The 21,321-nt window shown below is 65.1% G+C and carries 19 protein-coding genes; 9 read left to right on the top strand and 10 right to left on the bottom strand.

Annotated features, from left to right (window positions below; translation table 11 throughout):
• Positions 1–25: 25 nt before the first annotated feature.
• Positions 26–3,340 (bottom strand): transglutaminase family protein, encoded by a 3,315-nt coding sequence (locus QX121_RS22540; protein WP_315813062.1) that lies wholly within the window; start codon positions 3,338–3,340, stop codon positions 26–28.
• A gap of 434 nt (positions 3,341–3,774) precedes the next feature.
• On the opposite strand from QX121_RS22540, the gene QX121_RS22535 reads away from it, so the two are divergent.
• Positions 3,775–3,972: a hypothetical protein gene (locus tag QX121_RS22535; protein WP_008964013.1), complete on the top strand. Its 198-nt coding sequence runs from the start codon at positions 3,775–3,777 to the stop codon at positions 3,970–3,972.
• Positions 3,973–4,181: 209 nt separating this feature from the next.
• On the opposite strand, the gene QX121_RS22530 is transcribed toward QX121_RS22535, so the two are convergent.
• The 4 genes from QX121_RS22530 to hpaR form a co-directional block, all read right to left on the bottom strand.
• Positions 4,182–5,705 (bottom strand): altronate dehydratase family protein, encoded by a 1,524-nt coding sequence (locus tag QX121_RS22530; protein ID WP_315798084.1) that lies wholly within the window; start codon positions 5,703–5,705, stop codon positions 4,182–4,184.
• A gap of 111 nt (positions 5,706–5,816) precedes the next feature.
• A complete protein-coding gene (locus QX121_RS22525) occupies positions 5,817–6,596 on the bottom strand; it encodes an HpcH/HpaI aldolase family protein (RefSeq protein WP_315714912.1) in 780 nt (259 codons plus the stop codon).
• 132 nt (positions 6,597–6,728) lie between these two features.
• Positions 6,729–7,814 carry a malate/lactate/ureidoglycolate dehydrogenase gene (locus QX121_RS22520; protein WP_315813061.1) on the bottom strand — a complete coding sequence of 362 codons (1,086 nt, stop codon included), beginning with the start codon at positions 7,812–7,814 and terminating at the stop codon, positions 6,729–6,731.
• A 158-nt stretch (positions 7,815–7,972) separates the two neighbouring features.
• Entirely contained in the window at positions 7,973–8,428 is a 456-nt protein-coding gene (hpaR, locus tag QX121_RS22515) for a homoprotocatechuate degradation operon regulator HpaR (RefSeq protein WP_409977900.1), read from the bottom strand.
• Between the two features lie 177 nt (positions 8,429–8,605).
• Here hpaR and hpaH point away from each other — a divergent pair, with 177 nt between their 5' ends.
• The 5 genes from hpaH to QX121_RS22490 are packed head-to-tail and all read left to right on the top strand — an operon-like array spanning position 8,606 to position 13,900.
• The gene (hpaH, locus tag QX121_RS22510; RefSeq protein WP_315776473.1) at positions 8,606–9,412 is read left to right on the top strand and encodes a 2-oxo-hept-4-ene-1,7-dioate hydratase; all 807 of its coding nucleotides are present in this window, start codon (positions 8,606–8,608) and stop codon (positions 9,410–9,412) included.
• Between the two features lie 24 nt (positions 9,413–9,436).
• Positions 9,437–9,835 carry a 5-carboxymethyl-2-hydroxymuconate Delta-isomerase gene (locus QX121_RS22505; RefSeq protein ID WP_315737276.1) on the top strand — a complete coding sequence of 133 codons (399 nt, stop codon included), beginning with the start codon at positions 9,437–9,439 and terminating at the stop codon, positions 9,833–9,835.
• The gene (gene hpaE / locus QX121_RS22500) at positions 9,828–11,366 is read left to right on the top strand and encodes a 5-carboxymethyl-2-hydroxymuconate semialdehyde dehydrogenase (RefSeq protein WP_315737275.1); all 1,539 of its coding nucleotides are present in this window, start codon (positions 9,828–9,830) and stop codon (positions 11,364–11,366) included. The genes QX121_RS22505 and hpaE overlap by 8 nt, the downstream gene beginning before the upstream one ends.
• Positions 11,367–11,378: 12 nt before the next feature.
• Entirely contained in the window at positions 11,379–12,251 is an 873-nt protein-coding gene (locus tag QX121_RS22495) for a fumarylacetoacetate hydrolase family protein (RefSeq protein ID WP_315776472.1), read from the top strand.
• 23 nt (positions 12,252–12,274) lie between these two features.
• Positions 12,275–13,900: a thiamine pyrophosphate-dependent enzyme gene (locus QX121_RS22490; RefSeq protein ID WP_315776471.1), complete on the top strand. Its 1,626-nt coding sequence runs from the start codon at positions 12,275–12,277 to the stop codon at positions 13,898–13,900.
• Between the two features lie 15 nt (positions 13,901–13,915).
• Here QX121_RS22490 and QX121_RS22485 read toward each other — a convergent pair whose 3' ends face one another.
• The 5 genes from QX121_RS22485 to QX121_RS22465 form a co-directional block, all read right to left on the bottom strand.
• The gene (locus QX121_RS22485; RefSeq protein ID WP_315776470.1) at positions 13,916–15,145 is read right to left on the bottom strand and encodes an MFS transporter; all 1,230 of its coding nucleotides are present in this window, start codon (positions 15,143–15,145) and stop codon (positions 13,916–13,918) included.
• 74 nt (positions 15,146–15,219) lie between these two features.
• Entirely contained in the window at positions 15,220–15,873 is a 654-nt protein-coding gene (alkB, locus tag QX121_RS22480; protein WP_315776469.1) for a DNA oxidative demethylase AlkB, read from the bottom strand.
• A 5-nt stretch (positions 15,874–15,878) separates the two neighbouring features.
• The gene (locus tag QX121_RS22475; RefSeq protein ID WP_409998097.1) at positions 15,879–16,547 is read right to left on the bottom strand and encodes a 2OG-Fe(II) oxygenase; all 669 of its coding nucleotides are present in this window, start codon (positions 16,545–16,547) and stop codon (positions 15,879–15,881) included.
• A gap of 210 nt (positions 16,548–16,757) precedes the next feature.
• A complete protein-coding gene (locus QX121_RS22470; protein WP_315813060.1) occupies positions 16,758–18,110 on the bottom strand; it encodes an amidase in 1,353 nt (450 codons plus the stop codon).
• A gap of 6 nt (positions 18,111–18,116) precedes the next feature.
• A complete protein-coding gene (locus tag QX121_RS22465; protein ID WP_315813059.1) occupies positions 18,117–18,443 on the bottom strand; it encodes a hypothetical protein in 327 nt (108 codons plus the stop codon).
• Between the two features lie 191 nt (positions 18,444–18,634).
• Here QX121_RS22465 and QX121_RS22460 point away from each other — a divergent pair, with 191 nt between their 5' ends.
• The 3 genes from QX121_RS22460 (at position 18,635) to QX121_RS22450 (ending at position 21,215) form a co-directional block, all read left to right on the top strand.
• Positions 18,635–19,048, top strand: a complete 414-nt coding sequence (locus QX121_RS22460) for a Zn-ribbon domain-containing OB-fold protein (RefSeq protein ID WP_315737267.1) — start codon at positions 18,635–18,637, stop codon at positions 19,046–19,048.
• Between the two features lie 4 nt (positions 19,049–19,052).
• Positions 19,053–20,192 (top strand): thiolase C-terminal domain-containing protein, encoded by a 1,140-nt coding sequence (locus tag QX121_RS22455; RefSeq protein WP_315813058.1) that lies wholly within the window; start codon positions 19,053–19,055, stop codon positions 20,190–20,192.
• Positions 20,193–20,300: 108 nt separating this feature from the next.
• Positions 20,301–21,215 carry an SDR family oxidoreductase gene (locus QX121_RS22450; RefSeq protein WP_315813057.1) on the top strand — a complete coding sequence of 305 codons (915 nt, stop codon included), beginning with the start codon at positions 20,301–20,303 and terminating at the stop codon, positions 21,213–21,215.
• Positions 21,216–21,321: the final 106 nt, after the last annotated feature.

Genomic DNA, 21,321 nt, shown 5'->3' with positions numbered 1-21,321 from the left:
GGTCCTCCGCGCAAACTCCGTTTCATCAATGCAGGAGCGGCCTGCGCAAGTCGAGGGTCATCGGGAATTCATTTGTGCGTTCTTCCGGCGGCAGCGGGATTCGTCCGGGAGTGTGGCCGTGATCCTGGAAGCGGGCGAGCCGCCGCGCCTCCGCCTCGTAGGAGTTGATCGGCTTGGTGTCGTAGTTGCGGCCGCCGGGATGGGCGACGTGATAGACGCAGCCGCCGAGCGAACGGCCATTCCAGGTGTCGATCAGGTCGAAGGTCAGTGGCGCATGCACCGGAATCGTCGGGTGCAGACCGGAGGCCGGCTGCCACGCCTTGAAACGAACCGCCGCCACCGCCTCCGCCGAACGCCCCGTCAAGGTCATCGGCATTCTCCTACCATTGCAGGTCACGAGGTGGCGGCCTTCGATGAAACCTTCGGCTTTGACTTGAAGTCGTTCGACCGAGGAATCGACATAGCGCACCGTGCCGCCGGCCGCGCCTTCCTCGCCCAGCACATGCCAGGGCTCCAGCGCCTGCCGCAGCTCCAGCGTCACGCCGCCATGCTGCACGCGGCCGAAGGTCGGAAAACGGAACTCGAGCTGCGCCTGGTACCATTCCGGCGAGAAATCGTAGCCGGACGACCTCAGCTCATCCAGGACATCAAGAAAGTCTTCCCATATGAAGTGAGGCAGCATGAAGCGGTCGTGCAGCGCCGTGCCCCAGCGCACGAACTTGCCGTCCTGCGGCTCGCGCCACGATTTGGCGATCAGCGCACGGATGAGAAGCTGCTGCGCCAGCGACATGCGCGGATCGGGCGGCATTTCCAGCGCACGGAACTCCACGAGTCCGAGGCGGCCCGTCGGTCCCTCCGGCGAGTAGAGCTTGTCGATGCAGATCTCCGAGCGATGCGTGTTGCCGGTGATGTCCACCAGCAGATGCCTGAACAGCCGGTCGACCAGCCACAGCGGCACGCTCTGCCCGATCCGTGGCACATTGGCGAGCGCGATCTCCAGCTCATAGAGACTGTCGTGGCGCGCCTCGTCGATGCGCGGAGCCTGGCTGGTCGGCCCGATGAACATGCCGGAGAACAAATAAGACAGCGACGGATGCCGTTGCCAATACAGGACGAGGCTCTTCAGCAGATCGGGGCGGCGCAGGAACGGCGAATCCGGCGGCGAGCTGCCACCGACCACGACGTGATTGCCGCCGCCGGTGCCGGTGTGGCGACCATCGATCAGGAAGCGATTGGCGCCGAGCCGCACCTTGGCGGCATCCTCATAAAGTCCGAAGGTGATGTCGACCGATTGCCGCCAGCTCGAGGCCGGCTGGATGTTGACCTCGATGACGCCCGGATCGGGCGTCACCTTGATCACCTCGATGCGCGGATCGAACGGCGGCGCATAGCCCTCCACGTGAACCTTGATCTGCATCGCCTCCGCCGTCGCTTCGACCGTTGCGACGAGCTCCAGGTAGTCCTCAATGGTTTCGACCGGCGGCATGAACACGCAGAGAATGCCATCGCGGATCTCGACCGACATCGCCGTGCGGACGCCGAGCCCGCCCCAGTACTGATACTGAACGTCCTGCTGCGGCTTCGGCGCGCGGTCGAGCTTCGGCAGCGGCGGCACCTGTGGCACGATCACCGGCCGCCCCTGCGTGAACATCGGCAGCGGCCCGCGCTCCTCCATCGGGTCCTGCTCGTGGATATACGGGAAATCTTCCGGCGGAATGTAGGCCAGCGAGCCGATCGGCAACCGCAGGCCGAGCGGCGAGTCGCCGGGAATCAGGAACAGGCGCTTGCGCCGCAGGCCCCAGCGCTCGCTGCGCCAGCGCCTGGGCTGTGCATTCCAGCGCTGGATCGGCAGCACGAAGCCGCGCGGGATGTGCAGGCCTTCGTCGAACACCCGCGCCATGCGCGCGCGCTCTTCGGGATCGGCGAGCTTGGAGTCGAGTGCGTCGACGTTCTCGGGCAGGGCGGCTTCCTTCTGCAGCCAATGCGCGGGATCCTCGAACGCGGGCAGCACGTAGTCGGCTTCGAGCCCGAGCGTCTCGGCGGCCGTGTCGAGGAAACGCTCCGCATCCTGGATCGTCGCCTTGCGCGGACCATCGACGCTGGCGATCAGGTCCGGATTGCGCCAGATCGGCTCACCATCCTTGCGCCAATACAGTCCGAACGCCCAGCGCGGCAGGCTTTCGCCGGGATACCACTTGCCCTGGCCGTAATGCAGCAGGCCACCGGGCGCGAAACGCGCGCGCAGACGCCGGATCAGGCTGTCGGCGAGCCCGCGCTTGGCCGGGCCGACGGCAGCCGTATTCCACTCAGCCGATTCCATGTCGTCGATCGACACGAAGGTCGGCTCGCCGCCCATCGTGAGCCGCACGTCGTTTTCGGCGAGATCGGCATCGACGGCTTCGCCGAGGCGGTCGAGCCGGTCCCACGCCTCATCCGAAAATGGCCGGGTGATCCGCGGCGCTTCGCGGATGCGCCTCACATTCATCTCGAAGTTGAAGTCGACCTCGGCAACTCCGGCGCTGCCGCTGATCGGCGCGGCCGAGTGATAGTGGGGAGTCGCAGCAACGGGGATGTGTCCCTCGCCCGCCAGCATGCCCGAGGTGACGTCGAAGCCTATCCATCCAGCACCGGGCAGATAGACCTCCGCCCAGGCATGCAGATCGGTGAAATCATTCTCGACCTCGACCGGCCCCTCGACCGGATCAATGTCGGGACGAAGCTGAATCAAATAGCCGGAGACGAAGCGGGCGGCGAGGCCGAGATGCCGCAGCGTCTGGATCAGCAGCCACGCCGAGTCGCGGCAGGAGCCGGCGGCCGACGACAGCGTCTCCTCCGGCGTTTGAACACCGGGCTCCATCCGGATGATATAACGAATCTTTTTCTGCAACTGCGCATTGAGTTCGACGAGATAGTTGACGGTGTTGTCCGCATCGCGGGGAATCGACTTCAAGTATTCCGCGAACAACGGCCCCGGCTCGATCGTCTCGAGATAGGGCGCGAGTTCCACCTTGAGGCCCTCGGGATAGGCAAAGGGAAAACTGTCCGCATAAGGCTCGACGAAGAAGTCGAACGGATTGATCACGGTCATCTGCGCCGTGAAGTCGACCTCGATTTTGAGTTCGTTCACCTTCTCAGGGAAAACGTAGCGGGCCAGCCAATTGCCTTGCGGATCCTGTTGCCAGTTCACGAAATGGTTGGGCGGCGTGACCTTGAGCGAATAGCTCAGCACGGGGGTCCTGGTATGTGGTGCAGGACGCAGGCGGATGGTCTGCGGGCCCAGTTCGACCGGACGATCGTATTTGTAATGGGTGACGTGATGTAATGCGACGTAGATTGACACGAGGTTTCGGCGCTCCAGCAACTTTTTTAAGCAGAACATTGCTGTGCTTAGGGATCAAGCACTAACAAAGGGCAGAGCTGCCTATTGAACTATCCTAAGCCCGAAAGGCGGCATTTGGGTCCGCGTAGGTCGAGTTGAGCCTCCCCTGTCAGGTGCTTCAGCTGCACGCACCGGTCGCTTTTCCGGCCGCTGCGCGCCCCAATCCGGCCCGTCACGAAGAACGAGAGAAGAACAAACAACCTCTCCAGCCGCACGCGGAGAGTTGTCCACAGGAAGGCGCGCAGGCGCTCACGGAAGATTGACCAGTCCCTCAAAGCAGGGATTAACCCCGAATGATGAACTAACAAGAACTAATAGCGTTGCATTTGCCGCAATCGCTTGATAGCTCGACTACACATGCTATTTAGGACCACCATTGCCAAAAGGAGAATCAAGTGGCGAAGACAGCTAAGAAGGCAGCTACCAAGAAGTTGGCGCGGAAACCCTACACGCCCGCCGACATCAAGCTGCTGAAGCAGCACTCGAAGTCCAAGACCCCGGTTGCCAAGATCGCCAAGGCCATGAAGCGGACCGAAGGCTCGCTCCGTCAGAAGGCCCTGGCGCTCGGCATCGGCCTGGGCCACCAGCGGTAAATTGCTCTGCGCCGCTGTCGCGCGAGCGTCGGCAGGGCCAGCCCATGACGGACTGCCCACGACAGCCAGCACATGGCGGCGCGCTCACCTGTCATCTGATCTCAGTTGCGATCCAGTCTCAGCTATTGGCGATCTCAGCTGCGATCAGATGCCGGGACATGTCAGACGGCAGCCCCGATATGGGGCCGCCGAATAGCTGAGTGATCCAGCTACATCGTCGCGCCGAGCACCCAGGGTGCGAACTCGGCCCCGCCGAAATCGAAGCTCTCGCTCTTGGTCGGCTGCCCCGAGGCGGTCTTCAGCATCAATTCGAAGATGCGCTGGCCGCACTCCTGCACCGTCTCCTCGCCGTCGAGGATGGTGCCGCAATTCACGTCCATGTCGTCTTCCATCCGCTTGTACATCGGCGTGTTGGTCGCGAGCTTGATGGACGGCGCCGGCTTGCAGCCGAACACGCTGCCGCGTCCGGTCGTGAAGCAAACGAGATTGGCTCCTCCGGCCACCTGCCCCGTCGCCGCGACGGGATCGTAGCCAGGCGTGTCCATGAACACGAAGCCCTTCTTGGTGACGGCCTCGGCATAATGCAGCACATCGACCAGATTGGTGCTGCCGGCCTTGGCCATCGCGCCGAGCGACTTCTCGAGAATCGTCGTCAGGCCGCCCGCCTTGTTGCCCGGGCTGGGATTGGCGTTCATCTCCGCACCCTCGCGCGCCGTATACTCCTCCCACCAGCGCATCAGGGAGACGAGCTTCTCGCCGACGTCGCGGCTGACTGCGCGGCGCGTCAGCAGATGCTCGGCGCCATAGGTCTCGGGCGTCTCCGACAGGATCACCGTGCCACCATGTCGCACCAGCAGATCGCTTGCTGCACCGAGCGCCGGATTGGCCGAGATGCCGGAATAGCCGTCGGAGCCGCCACACTGCAGCGCGACCGTCAGCTCGCTGGCCGGAACCGTCTCGCGCTTGACCCTGTTGGCGTCGGCGAGCGCTTCCTTGACGAAAGCAATGCCGGCCTCGACGGTCTTGCGGGTGCCACCGACCTCCTGGATGTCCATGGCACGCAGACGGCCGGCGAGCTTCTGCTCCTCCATCAGTCCGCCGATCTGATTGGCCTCGCAACCGAGACCGAGCACGATCACCGCAGAGAAGTTCGCGTGACGCGCGTAGCCGCCGAGGGTTCGCCGCAGCAGCTTCAGCGGCTCGTCGAGCGTCATGCCGCAGCCGGTCTTGTGCGTCAGCGCCACGACGCCATCGACGTTCGGGTAGTCGGCGAGCGGATCATCACCGGTGAAGGGATTCCGCTTGAAGACGTCGGCGACCAGGCCCGCGACATGCGCGCTGCAGTTCACCGACGTCAGAATGCCGATGTAGTTGCGGGTCGCGACCCGGCCATCGGGCCGGCGAATGCCCTCGAACGTCGCCGGAAGATCGAAATTCGGCGTCGGCTTCACGTCGACGCCATAGGCATAATCCTTGGCGAAATCGCCCATGCCGCAGTTCTGTGTATGAACGTGCTGCCCCGGCGCGATCGGCGCGGTAGCGAAGCCGATGATCTGGCCGTAGCGGCGGATGGGCTCGCCCTGCGCGATCGGACGCACCGCGACCTTATGCCCCGCCGGAATGCGGTCCACCGTGGCCACGCCATCGGCAACCGCGAGGCCGGGCGGCAGACTCGCACGCGCGATCAGGACGCTGTCCTCGGGATGAAGACGGATGACGGGGGCGGGAGCCATGGCAGTCTCTCTTCGTTTGTATCGGTAGGTCGCAAACCGGCATGCGAATAGCGAGTTGCGAATAGCGAATGAATGAATCCCCTATTCGCTACTCCCTATTCGCAATTCGCCTCAGGCCTTGCCGCCGGAGTCCTTGCGGGTCTGCGCGACTTGCTGGCGGGCATAGACCTGCATCAGGCCGACCTCGTTGGACAAGGTCACGAGCTTAAAGCCCATGTTGATGGCGCGGACAGCGCCCTCGGCGCCGCTGCAATGAATACCGGGATTGAGCCCGCGCTTGCCGCATTCCTTCACGATCTTCTCATAGATCTTGAGGATCTCCGGCTCGTCACGATCGAGCTTCGGCACCAGGCCATAGGAAAAGCCGAGATCGGAGGGACCGATATAGACGCCGTCGATGCCTTCGACATCGAGAATGGCTTCCATGTTCTCGACCGCGGTCCTGGTCTCCATCATCGGCAGCAGCACGATCTCGTCGTTGGCCGTCTTCTGATACTCGCCCGCGCCGCCATACATGCCCGAACGGATCGGACCGTTGGAGCGCACACCCTTGGGCGGATATTTGGAATAGGAAACGAGGTTGCGCGCTTCCTGCGCTGTGTTGACCATCGGGCAGATGACGCCATAGGCACCGCCATCGAGCACCTTGCCGATGATGCCGGGCTCATTCCACGGCACGCGCACCATCGGCGTGACCGGATGGCCATGCATCGCCTGAAAGCACTGCACCATCGACAGATAGTCCTGTACCCCGTGCTGCATGTCCACGGTGACGCTGTCGAAGCCGCACTGAGCCACGACCTCCGCGGAAAAGCCCGAGGGAATCGCGAGCCAGGCATTCACCACCGTCTTGCCTTCGGCCCAGAGCTGCTTGACCTTATTGTTCGCCACGACTGCGTTTCCTTCCCTTGTTGTTCAACCGATCCGTCTCATTAGAATTCGTTTTCGCCCATGGCTCAACGCAATGCAATCCCGCTCAATTTGAGCATGGATGCTTCGCGCCACCCGCAAATCACACTGATATCACGATGTCGCCCGCTGAATGCTCGCTTCGCTGACACCCAATTCGCGTGCCGTGTTCACTATTGCCGCCCAGGTGTCATCGGGCAAGGGCACGCCATTGGCCGTACGCTCGGCCCGCATCTTGCGCTCGGGATCGCCCGGCACCAGCACCTGATCGACGCCGGAGACCGGCTTGGTCGCCCGGATGAAATCCGTGTAGCGGGTGATCTCACCATCGAAGAAGCTCGCCGGATCGACCACCTTCGGGTCGATGTAGATCGCGAGCATGCCGTTGGCAAAGCGCCGGTTTGCCGACGTCGCCCCGGTGCCGGTCAAGGCGCCGCCAAGCAGCTCACAGATGAAGGCGAGACCGGAGCCCTTGTGCTCGCCGAAGGCGCGGATCGCTCCCGTCCCCTTGGTGTGGTCGCGCGTCCCCTCGGCCTCATAGGGTCCATAGAGCACCGCCGGATCCTCGCTGAGCGTACCATCGGCATCGATCAAGGCGCCCTTGGGCAGCTTCTTGCCGCCGCGGCTCGCCACCAGGACCTTGCCCTCAGCCACGATCGAGGTCGCGAAATCGAGCACGATGGGATCCTGTCCCTGGCGCGGGATGCCGACACAATATGGCGCGGTGGAGAACCGCTTCTCGACTCCGCCATAGGGCGCCACCAGCAGTGAACCTGCGGCCGTGACGAAATGAATGGAGACGAGTCCCTCAGCGGCGGCCATCTCCGCCCAGTCGCCGACCCGGCCGAGATGGCCGGAATTGCGCAGCGCCAAGGCGGCCAAGCCGCTCTTCTTGCAACGCTCGATGCCGATCCTCACGGCCTGTGGTGTCACGGTCTGGCCGTAGCCGAACTTGCCGTCGACGACCACCAGCGACGGGGTGTCGACCACGACCTCTGCGGTCTGATTGGGCACGATCGAACCCATCTTCTGCCAACGGATATAGACGGGCACGCGGATCACACCGTGGCTGTCATGCCCTGTCAGGTTGGCCGTCGTCAGATAGGTCGCGATCCGGCGGGCCTCCTCCGGCGAGGAATTGGCGTGCTCGAAGACGTCGGCAACGAAATCGATGAGATGCGCAACCTTGATAGTGACCATGACAACTCGCGGGTTCGATCAGCATGCGAAAACAGAGTTAGCATGGTTTGCCATGCCTGCGACGCACGCCCTCTCCGCTCGGCTGCATCGCTTCTTATCAAAACGCCGAACGGCCTGCCAAGCATGAGACCGCGCCATTGCGCTTGGTCCGCGGCATATCAGCCATCGCCGTCGTCGGAGGCGTCGAGATCGCCGCCGATGCTCTGCTCCAGCTCGCCCAGCATCTTGTGCAATGCGGCAAGCTTGCGGGCCCCATACCGGCTGGCAATCGATGCATAGATCGCCTCTGAGCTCGGCGCGACCTGTGCGATCAGCTTCATGCCCTTGGCGGAAATCGACAACACGCCCCTGCGCATGTCGCGGCTATCGACTTCGCGCTGAATCAAGCCGCGCGCCTCGAGATCGCGCAGGATGCGAGAGAGGCTGGGCCCGAGCAGGAACGCGACCCGCGCCAGCTCCGTCACCTCGATCACATCGACCGCCGCCAGCGCGCGCAAGATACGCCATTGCTGCTCGGTCAGGCCGTGCTGTCGCAGATTGGGGCGAAACTGCCGCATCACGGCCTCACGCGCCCGCAACAAGGCCATCGGCAGCGACTGCGAGAAGTCGCGCATCGGCACCTTGCGCGCTTCCTTCGCAGCCTGCCTGGCGACCTTGGCCCTGGTCTCGCTCACATCAATCTCCCGTGGGCCATCCTGAATATTTGCACTGCAGCAAACGCCGTTTCGGTTTGCCGGCTGAAACTTAACATGTTAATCATCTGCCGCCATCTCTTTTCTGAGCGATAGACCATGCCTCTTGCGAGTGACCAGATTCATAGCTGCGCCTTACGCCTGGATCAGGCCGAAAAGAGCCGCCGCCAGATCAGGCAGTTGTCGCAGGAGTTTCCCGATATCACCATCGCAGATGCCTATGCGATCCAGGAGGCCTGGATCAGCGTCAAGGTGGCCGCGGGCCGCGTCATCAAGGGTCACAAGATCGGATTGACATCGAAGGCGATGCAGAGCGCGCTGAACATCGATGAACCGGATTCGGGCGTGCTGCTCGACGACATGTTCTTTGCCGATGGCGGGCTGGTGCCGTCCGACCGCTTCATCGCGACGCGTATCGAGGCGGAGCTTGCCTTCGTCATGAAGCATCGTCTTTCGGGACCGGACTGCACTCTGTTCGACGTGCTCAACGCGACCGATTTCGTGGTGCCGGCATTGGAGATTCTCGACACCCGGATCGAGCGGGTTGATCAGGAAACGAAGGCGACGCGCAAGATCTTCGACACGATCGCCGACAACGCCGCAAATGCCGGCATCGTGCTCGGCGGCCGGCCGCTGCGGCCGCTCGATGCCGACCTGCGCTGGATCGGCGCACTCTGTTATAAGAACGGTCAACTGGAAGAGACCGGCTTGGCCGCCGGCGTGCTGAACAACCCGGCAACGGCCGTTGCGTGGCTCGCCAACAAGATCGCGGCAAATGGATTCGCGCTGGAGCCGGGACAGGTGGTCCTTGCCGGCTCGTTCATCCGGCCGATCGAGGCGCGCAAGGGCGACACGATCCAGGCCGACTACGGCCCGTATGGGACGGTGAGCTGTTACTTCGCCTGACGCCTGCCCCGGAGCGACCGCACCATGCCGCATTTCAGCATCGAATACTCCGCCAATCTCGACGGCTTTGTCATGATGGGCAACCTTTGCGAAGTGGTCCGCAAGGCCGCCAGCGAGACCGGGATCTTTCCGATCGGCGGCATCCGCGTGCGCGCGATCCGCTGCGAGCACTACGCGATCGCCGACGGCAAGCCCGATTCCGCCTTCCTCGCGATGCTGCTGCGGCTCGGCGAAGGCCGCGACCTCGCGGCACGGCAGAAGGCCGGCGAGCACGTCTTCAAGGCACTTTCAGATTACCTCGACCCAGTCTTCGCCAGTAGCAAGTTCGCGCTGTCCTTCGACATGCAGATCAACGATGCCGCGACCAGTTGGAAGCGCAACAACATCCACGACGCCCTGAAAGCGGAGGCATCCCATGGATAAGGCCAGTCCCAAAGCCGACATCTACAAGGCCAATCTCGACCGTGCCGCTCCCCTGCTCGCGAAGCTGAAGGACGAGGGCATCGGTCACTTCATCGACGGCAAGGTGGTGCCGGCGATCTCAGGCGCGACGTTCGAGACGAAGTCTCCGATCGACGGTGCCGTGCTCGCCAAGGTCGCGCGCGGCAATGCCGAGGACATCGATCGCGCGGCGACGTCGGCCGCCCTCGCCTTCAAGTCGTGGCGCGACATGGCGCCGGCGATGCGGCGCAAGCTGCTGCATCGCGTGGCCGACGCGATCGAGGATCATGCCGACGACATCGCCGTGCTCGAATGCATCGACACCGGTCAGGCCTATCGCTTCATGGCCAAGGCCGCGATCCGCGCCGCCGAGAATTTCCGCTTCTTCGCCGACAAATGCACCGAGGCCCGCGACGGCCTGAGCACGCCGAGCGACGAGCATTGGAACATCTCGACGCGGGTGCCGATCGGGCCTGTCGGCGTGATCACGCCGTGGAACACGCCGTTCATGCTGTCGACCTGGAAGATCGCCCCGGCGCTCGCGGCGGGCTGCACGGTCGTGCACAAGCCGGCGGAATGGTCGCCGATCACGGCGCAGTGGCTGGCCAAGCTCGCCAAGGACGCCGGCATTCCCGACGGCGTCCTCAACACCGTTCATGGCTTCGGGGAGGAGGCCGGCAGGGCGCTGACCGAGCATCCCGCGATCAAGGCAATCGGCTTCGTCGGCGAGAGCTCGACGGGATCTGCGATCATGGCGCAGGGCGCACCGACCCTGAAGCGGGTGCATTTCGAGCTCGGCGGCAAGAACCCGGTGATCGTGTTCGACGATGCCGATCTCGACCGCGCGCTCGATGCCGTCGTGTTCATGATCTACTCGCTCAACGGTGAGCGCTGCACCTCATCCAGCCGCCTGCTGGTGCAGCAGAGTATCGCCGAGACCTTTACGGCCAAGCTTGCGGCGCGCGTGCGTGCGCTGAAAGTGGGTCATCCGCTCGATCCCGCCACCGAGCTCGGGCCGCTGATCCACGAGCGGCATCTCGCCAAGGTCTGCTCCTATGTCGACGTTGCACGCGAGGACGGTGCGATCATCGCCGTCGGCGGCAAGCGGTTCGACGGCCCGGGTGGCGGGCATTACGTCGAGCCGACGCTGGTGACCGGCGCGCGCCAGACCATGCGCGTGGCGCAGGAAGAAGTGTTCGGGCCGTTCCTCACCGTGATCCCGTTCCGCGACGAGGCTGACGCGATCGCGATCGCCAATGACGTGCAATACGGCCTTACCGGCTATGTCTGGACCGGCGACATGGGCCGCGCGCTGCGCGTCGCCGACGCGCTGGAAGCCGGCATGATCTGGCTGAACTCGGAGAATGTCCGCCACCTGCCAACCCCGTTCGGCGGCATGAAGGCATCGGGCATCGGCCGCGACGGCGGCGACTATTCGTTCGACTTCTACATGGAGACCAAGCACGTCTCGCTCGCGCGCGGCACCCACAAGATCCAGCGGCTCGGGGTGTAAGGAGACAAGCCCATGACCTCCCCTCGCCTCGCCACCTATGTCGCCGATGGCTCGGTCCGCTACGGACTTGCGACCGACAAGGGCCTCATCGATCTCTCCACGCGTTTCGCCCAGGATTATCCGACCTTGCGCGAGGTGATCGCCGCGGGAGCCCTGCCCCGGCTGATCGATGCCGCAGCCGGGCTGTCGCCCGATCATGGCCTCGATGCCATCAGCTGGCAGCCGCCGGTCCCCGCGCCCGAGAAGATCATCTGCATCGGCGTCAACTATCCCGATCGCAACGCCGAGTACAAGGACGGCCAGGACGCGCCGAAATATCCGTCGATGTTCATGCGCACGCCGCGCTCCTTCGTCGGCCATGACACGCCGCTGGTGCGCCCGCGCGCCTCGCCGCAGCTCGACTATGAGGGCGAGCTGGTCCTCGTAATCGGCAAGGCCGGACGGCACATTCCGGAGAGCGAGGCGCTGGATCACATCGCCGCGCTCACGCTGTGCAACGAGGGCACGATCCGCGACTGGGTGCGGCATGCGAAATTCAACGTCACGCAAGGCAAGAACTTCGATTCGACGGGCAGCCTCGGGCCCTGGATCGTGCCCTACACCAATGAGAGCCAGCTCGCCGACATCAGGCTGACCACGCACGTCAATGGCGAATTGCGCCAGGACGACCGCACGTCGCGGCTGATCTTCGGCTTCCGCTACCTCATCAACTACATCTCGACCTTCACCACGCTTGTCCCCGGTGACGTGATCGTGACGGGCACGCCCACCGGCGCCGGTGCACGGTTCGATCCGCCGCGCTATCTGAAGCCCGGCGACGTCATCGAGATCGAAGCCGAGGGCGTCGGCACCTTGCGCAACGGCGTCGTCGACGAAGCCCTGTAGAAGTTCAGAAACGGAATGTCAGCATGACCACCATGACCGGCGGCGAAGCCATCGTCAGCGGGCTCGTCGCCCACGGCGTCGACACCGTGTTCGGCCTGCCCGGCGCGCAGGTCTACGGCCTGTTCGACGCCTTCCACCAGGCGCAGCTCAAGGTCGTCGGCGCCCGCCACGAGCAGGCCTGCGGCTACATGGCGTTCGGCTATGCGCGCGCCAGCGGCAAGCCCGGCGTGTTCAGCGTCGTACCGGGTCCCGGCGTGCTGAATGCTGGTGCTGCGCTGCTCACCGCCTTCGGCTGCAATGAGCCGGTGCTGTGCCTCACGGGCCAGGTGCCGACCGACTATCTCGGCCGTGGCCGCGGCCATCTGCACGAGATGCCAGACCAGCTCGCGACCTTGCGCACCTTCGTCAAATGGGCCGAGCGCATCGAATATCCCGACAGCGCGCCGACGCTCGTGTCGCGCGCCTTTCAAGAGATGATGTCCGGGCGGCGCGGCCCCGCGGCGCTGGAAATGCCCTGGGACGTGTTCACGCAGAAGGCTGAGACGGCCGCCGCAAAGCCGCTGGCTCCGTTCGCGCCGCCGCAGCCCGATCCCGACCGCATCGCCAAGGCCGCCGCGCTGATCACGGCTGCGAAGACGCCGATGATTTTCGTCGGTGCGGGCGCGATCGATGCGCGCGAGGAGATCCGCGAGCTCGCCGAGATGATCGACGCGCCGGTGGTCGCCTTCCGCTCCGGGCGCGGCATCGTCTCCAATGCGCACGAGCTCGGGCTCACCATGGCCGCGGCCTACAAGTTGTGGCCGACCACGGATCTGATGATCGGCATCGGCACCCGCATGGAGCTGCCGACCACGTTCCGCTGGCCGTTCAAGCCGGATGGCCTGAAGTCGATCCGCATCGACATCGATCCCGCCGAGATGCGGCGCCTGATCGTCGATGCCGGCATCGTCGCCGACGCCAAGGCGGGCACGGCCGCGCTCGCGGCCGCCGTCAGCAAAGCGGGCTATCGCAAGACAACAGGCCGTCGCGCGTCCATCCGCGACGCCAGCGCTGCGACCTTGCAGGAAATCCAGCAGGTGCAGCCGCAGATGGCCTATCTGAACGTGCTGCGCGAGGCGCTGCCGAAAGACGCCATCGTCACCGACGAATTGTCACAAGTCGGCTTCGCTTCCTGGTACGGCTTTCCGGTCTACGAGCCGCGCACCTTCATCACCTCGGGCTATCAGGGCACGCTCGGCGCCGGCTTCCCGACCGCGCTCGGCGCCAAGGTCGCGCATCCCGACAGGCCTGTCGTCGCGATCACCGGCGACGGCGGTTTCATGTTCGCCGTGCAGGAATTGGCGACCGCCGTGCAATACAACATCGGCGTCGTCACCCTGGTGTTCAACAACAATGCCTATGGCAATGTCCGGCGCGACCAGCGCGAGCGCTTCGACGGCCGCGTCGTCGCCTCCGATCTCGTCAATCCGGATTTCGTCAGGCTCGCCGAATCCTTCGGCGTCGCCGCCAGCAAGGTCACGTCACCCGACCAGCTCAAGTCGGCGCTGGAGACCGCGCTCGCCCATGGCGGGCCGTATCTGATCGATATCGAGGTGCCTCGCGACAGCGAGGTCTCGCCCTGGGCCTTCATCCATCCGCCGAAGCCCTGAAGGCACCGATCGAGCTCACGGCGGGGACGCGCGGCGTCCCTGCAATCCGGCCGCGGCCATCGCCAGCAGGCCGGCCCCGGCCACGAGCCAGCACGCGACCGGCGCCCATCGCACCAGTGGTGCGTAGTCGGGCAGCTTCTGCAGACCGCCGGCGACGGCGGCGATCCGCGCGAACGTGGCCAGCGCCAGCGCGGAGAACACGAGACCGGTCACCTTGCCCTCGGCACCTGACGTGCCGATCGCGAGCGCTGCCGAGATTGCGCTCATCATCATGCAGCCCCAGGCCGCACCGGCGATGAACTGCGCCACGATCAGCACGGTCAGCGCACCGGCGAGTTCGGCGATGACGATCGCGATCGCGCCCAGCAGGCCCGCGATGCCCATCACGATCAGCCCACCGCGATGCTTCACCACCACGCTGGCCGGAAACAGCACAAGGTTGAAGCCGATCCAGAACACCGGCATCAGCCAGGACAGATCCTCCGGCTTGGCGAAGCGGAGATAGAACGCCGAGCTGTTGATGCTGAAATGCAGCTGGTAGCCGAGCGCGAGGATCACCATGGCGCCGATGAACAGCAGCGGCAGTCCCCGCAGCGGCTTGGGCTCGGGCTTGGGATTGGCCGGCGCTTGCGCGGCCGGACCGGCATCCTGCGGGATGCGCGCGAGACCGAGTGCGGTCAGCAGCAGCACGGCTGATGAGATGATGAAAGGCAATCGCGGATCGTAGTCGCGCAGGATCACGCCGAGATACGGCGACACGGCGCCGGCCACGCCATAGCCGAGCATGACCAGCGCTGCCAGGAACGGAATGGCCGGCCGGGCCGCATGGCGCCCGAGCAGGGTCAAGGGCGGCGCGCGCAACACCGAGGAGGTCAGCGCCCAGATCGCGATCAGTCCGATGAAGACCGCTGGACCCGCCGACGCCGCCACGAACGGCAGCGCGACAAAGGCGGCGCAGGATACCGCAGCCAGCAGGCCAACGAATAGACCGAACCGCGCGGCGACGCGCCCGATGCGATCGGCCGCGATCCCCATGGCCGTATCCGAGAGCGTGAAGATCGCCTGGTCCAGCATCAGGATCAGAACGACGTCCGAGGGCGCGATGCCGGCCTGGGCCGCGAGCTTCGGCAGATAGATCACATAGGTCGTCCACAGCAGCGTGAACACCAGCTGCAGCAGCGCAAGGTGAAGTCCTATTCGCGTCGCCGCCGGCGCTCGCTCCTCCGCAAGTTCGACAGTGCTCATGGCCCCTCTCCCGGGGGCAGCATAGAGCCAAGGATGCCCGTTGCAAAACGAGGAAGGTCACAGACCGGCCAGGACTACCGCGCTCGGCGGAAGGTCAGGTTGATGCGCCGGCGGCCGAGCCGAGCATGCTCACCGTCGGCGAGCGGGGCAACGCCATGAAACGCGAGCCGCGCCGGCCCGCCCCAGACGACGACGTCGCCATGAACCAGCCGATAGCGTTGCGTCCTTTCGGTGCGTTTGAGCCCGCCGAACAGAAAGGTCGCGGGCAGCCCGAGCGACACCGAGACGATCGGCGCGCCGATGTCACGCTCATCGCGGTCCTGATGCAGCGACATCCTGGCGCCCGGCTCATAGCGGTTGATCAGGCAGGCATCGGGCGCGAAGCCTGCGAAGCCGGCCTCGCTTGCGGCTTGCTCGGCAAGTTGATGAAACAGCGGCGGCATCGCCGGCCATGGCTGGCCGCTGTCCGGATCAACAGCATCATAGCGGTAGCCGCTGCGATCCGTGACCCAGCCACACGCGCCGCAACTCGTCATCGCCACCGACATCTGATGGCCGCCCGGGGTCACCATGCGGCGGAACGGCGCCTGCGCCGCGATCGTCTCGATCGCTGTGATAAGCTCCGCCTCCTGCGGCCGCGCGAAGCCGCGCAGCAGCACCGCGCCGGGCGCGAGCTGCTCGCGAGCCGGTCCTACCGCCGCGAGTCCATCGAACAGATCCACCGTCATGCGCCTCACTTCGCATCGTGAAAGATCACGCCCAGCGTATGGCGCCGGCCGGAGCGCAGCCGGCTGACACCATGGCGCATGTTGACGCGGTAGCTGCCGCGCGTGCCCTGCACCGGACGATTGTAGACCGCGAACACCACGGCATCGCCCTGCCGCAGCGGCACCACCTCGGCGCGCGACTGCATGCGCGGCCGCTGCTCGGTCAGCACGAACTCGCCGCCCTCGAAATCACGCCCCGGCTCGGACAAGAGGATCGCGACCTGCAGCGGAAACACGTGCTCGCCATAGAGGTCCTGGTGCAGGCAATTGTAGTCGCCCTCGACATATTGCAGCAGCAGCGGCGTCGGCCTGGTCTGGCCGGCCCGATGGCAGCGCGCGAGAAAATCATCGTGGTCGCCGGGGTACCGGACGTCGATCCCCATCGTCGCGTTCCAGCGGTTGGCGACCGCAACAAGATGCGCGTACAAAAGCGGCCGCAGCCGCGCGATCGGATCCGGCAGCGGATAGCTGAAATATCTGTACTCGCCCCGCCCGAAGCCGTGCCGCGCCATCACCACCCGGCTGCGAAAGCGACTGTCGTCCGGATAGAGCGCCGCCAACGCGCGGCAGTCGTCGGGCGAGAGCAACTGCGTCAACACGGCGCAGCCGCGCGCATCGAGGTCCCGTTCCACCATCGCCCAGTCGATCGCCTCGGGGCGCGGCGTGGGTTCGGGCGACGATGGAGTCATCTTGCGTGCCTTGATCATGCAAGCAATGTGGCCATCAGGCTGGCCCAGCGCCACCCGTTTTCCGGGGTAGAACAAACTCGATCAGAGACAACGCTGCTCGGCAAAAACGAGCTCACGTAGCTCGATACCAAACCGCAGACATGCCGAGCCGCCGCCTCAACCCCGCACCACGCCCTCGATCCCGGCCGCGATCTCCAGCAGCTTGCGGTCGTTGCCGCCGGATTGCGCCAACATCAGGCCGACCGGGACCTCGCCATGGCGATGCGCCGGCAGCGAGATGGCGCAGCCGTCGATCATGTTGATGAAGGTGCAGTTGCGCAGGGCACGGATGTTTTCGCGGGCGAAGACCTGATCGTCGGCGAGATCGGCAATCCTGGGCGACGCGTTGGCGGTGGTCGGCATCACCAGCGCGTCGTACGGCGCGATCCGTGCGGCGGCCCGCTTGACCAGCGAGCGGCGGGCGTTGAGCATCTCGATGTAGTCCGGCACCGTGATCGCCTCGCCGCGCAGGATGCGGACGGAGACGCGCGGATCATAGACGTCGCCCTTGGCGATCAGCAGGAAGCGGTGCCAGGCGTAGCTCTCGGCCGCGGCAAAGCCGCCCTTCATGCCGATGACGCCGACGTCGAGAAACTCCGGAAATTCGATGCGCTCGATCAGCGCGCCCTGCTTCGCCAGGGTCTGCAGCGCCCGCTCGAAGGTCGCGGCGACCTCGGCATCGAGCTCGTCGAGCACGATCGTCGTGGGCACCGCGAGCCGCAGGCCCTTCACCGGTCGCGCGGCCAGCGGCCGGATCGGCTCATCGGCCAGCACGGAGTCGAGGATCGCGCAGCATGCGACGGTGTTGGCGAGCGGCCCAAAACTGTCGAGCGTCGAGGACAGCGGCACGCCGCCGTCGAGCGGCACGCGGGCCTGCGTCGGCTTGAAGCCTGTGATGCCGTTGAAGGCGGCGGGGATGCGGCAGGAGCCGCCGGTGTCGGTGCCAAGCGCGCCATAGGCCATGCGGTCGGCGATCGAGACGGCGGCACCCGACGACGAGCCGCCCGGCACGTGGCCGACCTCGCGCTTCCACGCGCTCTTCGGCGTGCCGTAATGCGGGTTGATGCCGATGCCGGAATAAGCGAACTCGGTCATGTTGGTGCGGCCGATCACGACGAAGCCGGCCCGGCGCAGCCGCGCCACGGCGGGCGCATCGGCCTCGGCCGGCGCGGAGTCGTCGAGCGCGCGCGAGCCGGCGCGGGTCACCTGGCCCTTGATGTCGAACAGGTCCTTGATCGAGACCGGAATGCCGGCGAAGGGCGACGGCGCGGCATTGGCCTTGCGCAGCGCGTCCATGCCGTCGGCGGCCGCCAGCGCGGCGTCCTTGTCGACATGGATGAAGGCGCGCTCCCCCTCACCCGCGGGATCGGCAATGCGGGCGAGACACTCCTCCACCAGCTTGCGGGACGTGGTGCGGCCGGCGGCGAGATCGTCGGCCAGCGCGGCCAGGGTCGGATTTGAAGCGGTCATGGCGTCCTATCGCGTGTGATCAGCGGCATCGGCCGCGATATCCAGATCGAGCAGCGCGGAACTCAGCGACTTGCCGTGCGCATCCAGCGCCAGCGAGCGGGTCACCCCGCCGCCGAGCGCCCGGCTCATCACGAAATTCAGCGCCGCAATGTTGGGCAGCTCATAGCGGACCACCTCGCCCCGGACAATGCCGGCGAAGTGGGCCCTGACCCGCTCGGCCGTCACCTGTGCGAGCAGCAATGGATAATCCTTGGCGTCGTAGGCGATGACGGAGATGTTCGAGGTATCACCTTTGTCGCCGGTCCTGGAATGGGCGATGTCGCGCAGCTTCATCTCGTCTCCGATCATACTTGCGGCATCAAAGACCAATTTTCATCAGGCGGCAATTGCCGTCCAAACACCTCTGCGCCTCCCGGAGGGCCGCATGCGTAGCGTGATGGACCGTTGACGCGTCTGCGTCAAATGGCGCATCACGGATGCAAAGGAGCGGGCGACGGAGCCCGCCGCAGGGAGGATCAACCGGGATGGCCGAGCCGATGCGTGCACGCCCCAAACCGACACCCGAGACGCAGCATTTCTGGGACGGCACCCGCGCTGGCGAATTGCGGCTGCAGCGCTGCGACGCCTGCGCCCACGTCTACTTCCCGCCGCGCCCGTTCTGTCCGGCCTGCGCCAGCCGCAAGGTCAGCGTCTTCAAGGCCACGGGCAAAGGCACGCTCTACAGCTACGTCATCAACCATCGTCCCCCGGCGCCCGGCTTCACGCCGCCCTACGCCATTGCCGTCGTGGCGCTCGAAGAGGGCCCGCGCATGATGAGCAACATCACGGGCTGCCCCCAGACACCGGAGGCATTGGAGCTCGACATGCCGCTCGAAGTCACTTTCGAGCCGCTCGACGAACAAATCACCCTGCCCCTGTTCCGGCCGGCGAAAGGATAGCGCCATGCGTCGAAACCAGGTTGCCGTGGTCGGCGCCGCCGAGACCACCGAGCTCGGTATCATCCCGACGATGTCGCAGATCCAGCTGCATGCGGACGCGGCGCTGAATGCGATCGCCGATGCCGGGCTCAAGCTGTCGGACATCGACGGCTTCGCCACCGCGGTCGAGACGCCGCAGCAGATCTGCCATTATCTCGGCATCACGCCGACCTGGGTCGACGGCACCTCGGTCGGCGGCTGCTCCTTCATGCTGCATGTCCGCCACGCCGCGGCTGCGATCGAAGCCGGCCTATGCAAGACCGTGCTGATCACCCACGCCGAGAGCGGCAAATCGATGATCGGCAGGCTGCCGCGCTCGATTCCGCCGGACAGTCTGCAGGGCCAGTTCGAGGCGCCGTTCGGCATCTCAGGGCCGCCCAGCATGTTCCCGATCCCCGTGCTGCGCTACATGAAGACCTACGGCATCACCCATGAGCAGCTCGCGATGGTCGCGGTGGTGCAGCGGGAATGGGCGGCGAAGAATCCGCGCGCGATGATGAAGGACCCGATCACGGTCGACGACGTCCTCAACTCGCGCATGATCGCTTATCCGTTCCGGCTGCTGCAATGCTGTCTCGTCACCGATGGCGGCGGCGCGCTGATCCTGACCTCGGCCGATCGAGCCAAGGATTTTCCGCAGAGGCCAGTCTATATTCTCGGCACCGGCGAAAGCGTGGAGACGCCGATGGTCAGCCAGATGGAGACGTTCAATTCGTCGCGTGCCTTCAAGGTCGCGGGCCCCCTCGCCTTCAAGGAGGCCGGCATCGGCCATGCCGACGTCGACCATCTCATGATCTACGACGCGTTCGCGCATCTGCCGCTGTTCGGGCTCGGCGATCTCGGCTTCATGCCGCATGAGGAGACCGGCCCGTTCATCGCTGCCGGACACACACGTCCCGGCGGCAAGCTGCCGCTCAATACCAATGGCGGCGGCCTGTCCTACATGCATTCGGGCATGTACGGCATGTATGCGTTGCAGGAGAGCGTGCGCCAGATGCGTGGCATCGCCCCGGCGCAGGTACCCGGAGCCAAGATCTCGGTGTGTCACGGCGTCGGCGGCATGTTCGCCGCGTCAGGGACGATTATTTTCACGAACGAAGGATAACCACCGTCATTCCGGGGTGCGCGAAAGCGCGAACCCGAAATCTCGAGATTCCGGGTCTGGTGCTGCACACCAGCCCGGAATGACGGGGCAAAACAAGGAGACCTCCCCATGACCAAATCGCTCCAGGACAAAGTCATCATCGTCACCGGCGCCGGCCGCGGCATCGGCCGCGAGATCGCGCTGCTGTGCGCCGCCGAAGGTGCCAAGGTCGTGGTCAACGATCCCGGCGTCGCCTCCGACGGCTCGGGCACCAGCGCAGCGCCGGCGGAGGAAGTGGTCGAGGAAATCAAGAAGCGCGGCGGCACGGCGGTGGCGAATTTCGAGAGCGTGTCCGAAGCGATCCCGGCCAGCAAGATCGTGAAGGCCGCGACCGACCACTTCGGCAAGCTCGACGGCGTGGTCAACAATGCCGGCATCCTGCGCGACATGATCTTCCACAAGATGAGCATCGAGGCGTTCGAGGCCGTCATCAAGGTCCACCTGATGGGTTCGTTCTATGTCGCTCACTCCGCCGCGCGGCTGTTCCGCGAGCAGGAGAGCGGCTCCTTCGTCCATTTCACCTCGACCTCAGGCCTGATCGGCAATTATGGCCAGGCCAACTACGCCGCGGCAAAGCTCGGCATCGTCGGCCTGTCGAAGTCGATCGCGCTCGACATGGGCCGCTTCAACGTGCGCTCCAATTGCGTCTCGCCGTTTGCCTGGAGCCGCATGATCGGCACCATCCCGGCGGAGACCGAGGCCGAGAAGGAGCGCGTCGAACGCATGAAGCGGATGGGGCCCGAGAAGATCGCGCCCGTCGTCGCCTATCTGCTCAGCGATGCCTCGAAAGACGTCACCGGCCAGATCTTCGCCGTTCGCATGAACGAGATCTTCCTGATGAGCCAGTCGCGCCCGCTGCGCTCGGTGCACCGCGGCGAGGGCTGGACGCCGCAGACCATTGCGGAGCATGGCATGCCGGCGCTGAAGCCGTCGTTCTACAAGCTCGATCGTTCCGCCGACGTGTTCGGCTGGGATCCGATCTGAGATTTGCAGCGCGCAAAGTCCATTCGCAGCGCACACCATCTCAAGTTGTTTTTTGTCTAAACGACCCGCGCGTTGCCATGATTTCGTCGTATGGTCGCCTCCCAAC

The organism is Bradyrhizobium sp. SZCCHNR2028, assembly GCF_032380995.1.
GTDB lineage: Bacteria > Pseudomonadota > Alphaproteobacteria > Rhizobiales > Xanthobacteraceae > Bradyrhizobium.
Note: the sequence above shows the minus strand (reverse complement) of the source record. Positions and strands in the feature narration are given on the sequence as shown.

Bases quoted from the DNA above. Each gene is read 5' to 3' on its own strand.
- QX121_RS22530 (WP_315798084.1), bottom strand. From the start codon at position 5,705: ATGGCTCCCGCCCCCGTCATCCGTCTTCATCCCGAGGACAGCGTCCTG.
- QX121_RS22520 (WP_315813061.1), bottom strand. From the start codon at position 7,814: ATGGTCACTATCAAGGTTGCGCATCTCATCGATTTCGTTGCCGACGTC.
- hpaR (WP_409977900.1), bottom strand. From the start codon at position 8,428: ATGCGCGACTTCTCGCAGTCGCTGCCGATGGCCTTGTTGCGGGCGCGT.
- hpaH (WP_315776473.1), top strand. From the start codon at position 8,606: ATGCCTCTTGCGAGTGACCAGATTCATAGCTGCGCCTTACGCCTGGAT.
- QX121_RS22505 (WP_315737276.1), top strand. From the start codon at position 9,437: ATGCCGCATTTCAGCATCGAATACTCCGCCAATCTCGACGGCTTTGTC.
- hpaE (WP_315737275.1), top strand. From the start codon at position 9,828: ATGGATAAGGCCAGTCCCAAAGCCGACATCTACAAGGCCAATCTCGAC.
- QX121_RS22495 (WP_315776472.1), top strand. From the start codon at position 11,379: ATGACCTCCCCTCGCCTCGCCACCTATGTCGCCGATGGCTCGGTCCGC.
- QX121_RS22490 (WP_315776471.1), top strand. From the start codon at position 12,275: ATGACCACCATGACCGGCGGCGAAGCCATCGTCAGCGGGCTCGTCGCC.
- QX121_RS22485 (WP_315776470.1), bottom strand. From the start codon at position 15,145: ATGAGCACTGTCGAACTTGCGGAGGAGCGAGCGCCGGCGGCGACGCGA.
- alkB (WP_315776469.1), bottom strand. From the start codon at position 15,873: ATGACGGTGGATCTGTTCGATGGACTCGCGGCGGTAGGACCGGCTCGC.
- QX121_RS22475 (WP_409998097.1), bottom strand. From the start codon at position 16,547: ATGGTGGAACGGGACCTCGATGCGCGCGGCTGCGCCGTGTTGACGCAG.
- QX121_RS22470 (WP_315813060.1), bottom strand. From the start codon at position 18,110: ATGACCGCTTCAAATCCGACCCTGGCCGCGCTGGCCGACGATCTCGCC.
- QX121_RS22465 (WP_315813059.1), bottom strand. From the start codon at position 18,443: ATGAAGCTGCGCGACATCGCCCATTCCAGGACCGGCGACAAAGGTGAT.
- QX121_RS22460 (WP_315737267.1), top strand. From the start codon at position 18,635: ATGGCCGAGCCGATGCGTGCACGCCCCAAACCGACACCCGAGACGCAG.
- QX121_RS22455 (WP_315813058.1), top strand. From the start codon at position 19,053: ATGCGTCGAAACCAGGTTGCCGTGGTCGGCGCCGCCGAGACCACCGAG.
- QX121_RS22450 (WP_315813057.1), top strand. From the start codon at position 20,301: ATGACCAAATCGCTCCAGGACAAAGTCATCATCGTCACCGGCGCCGGC.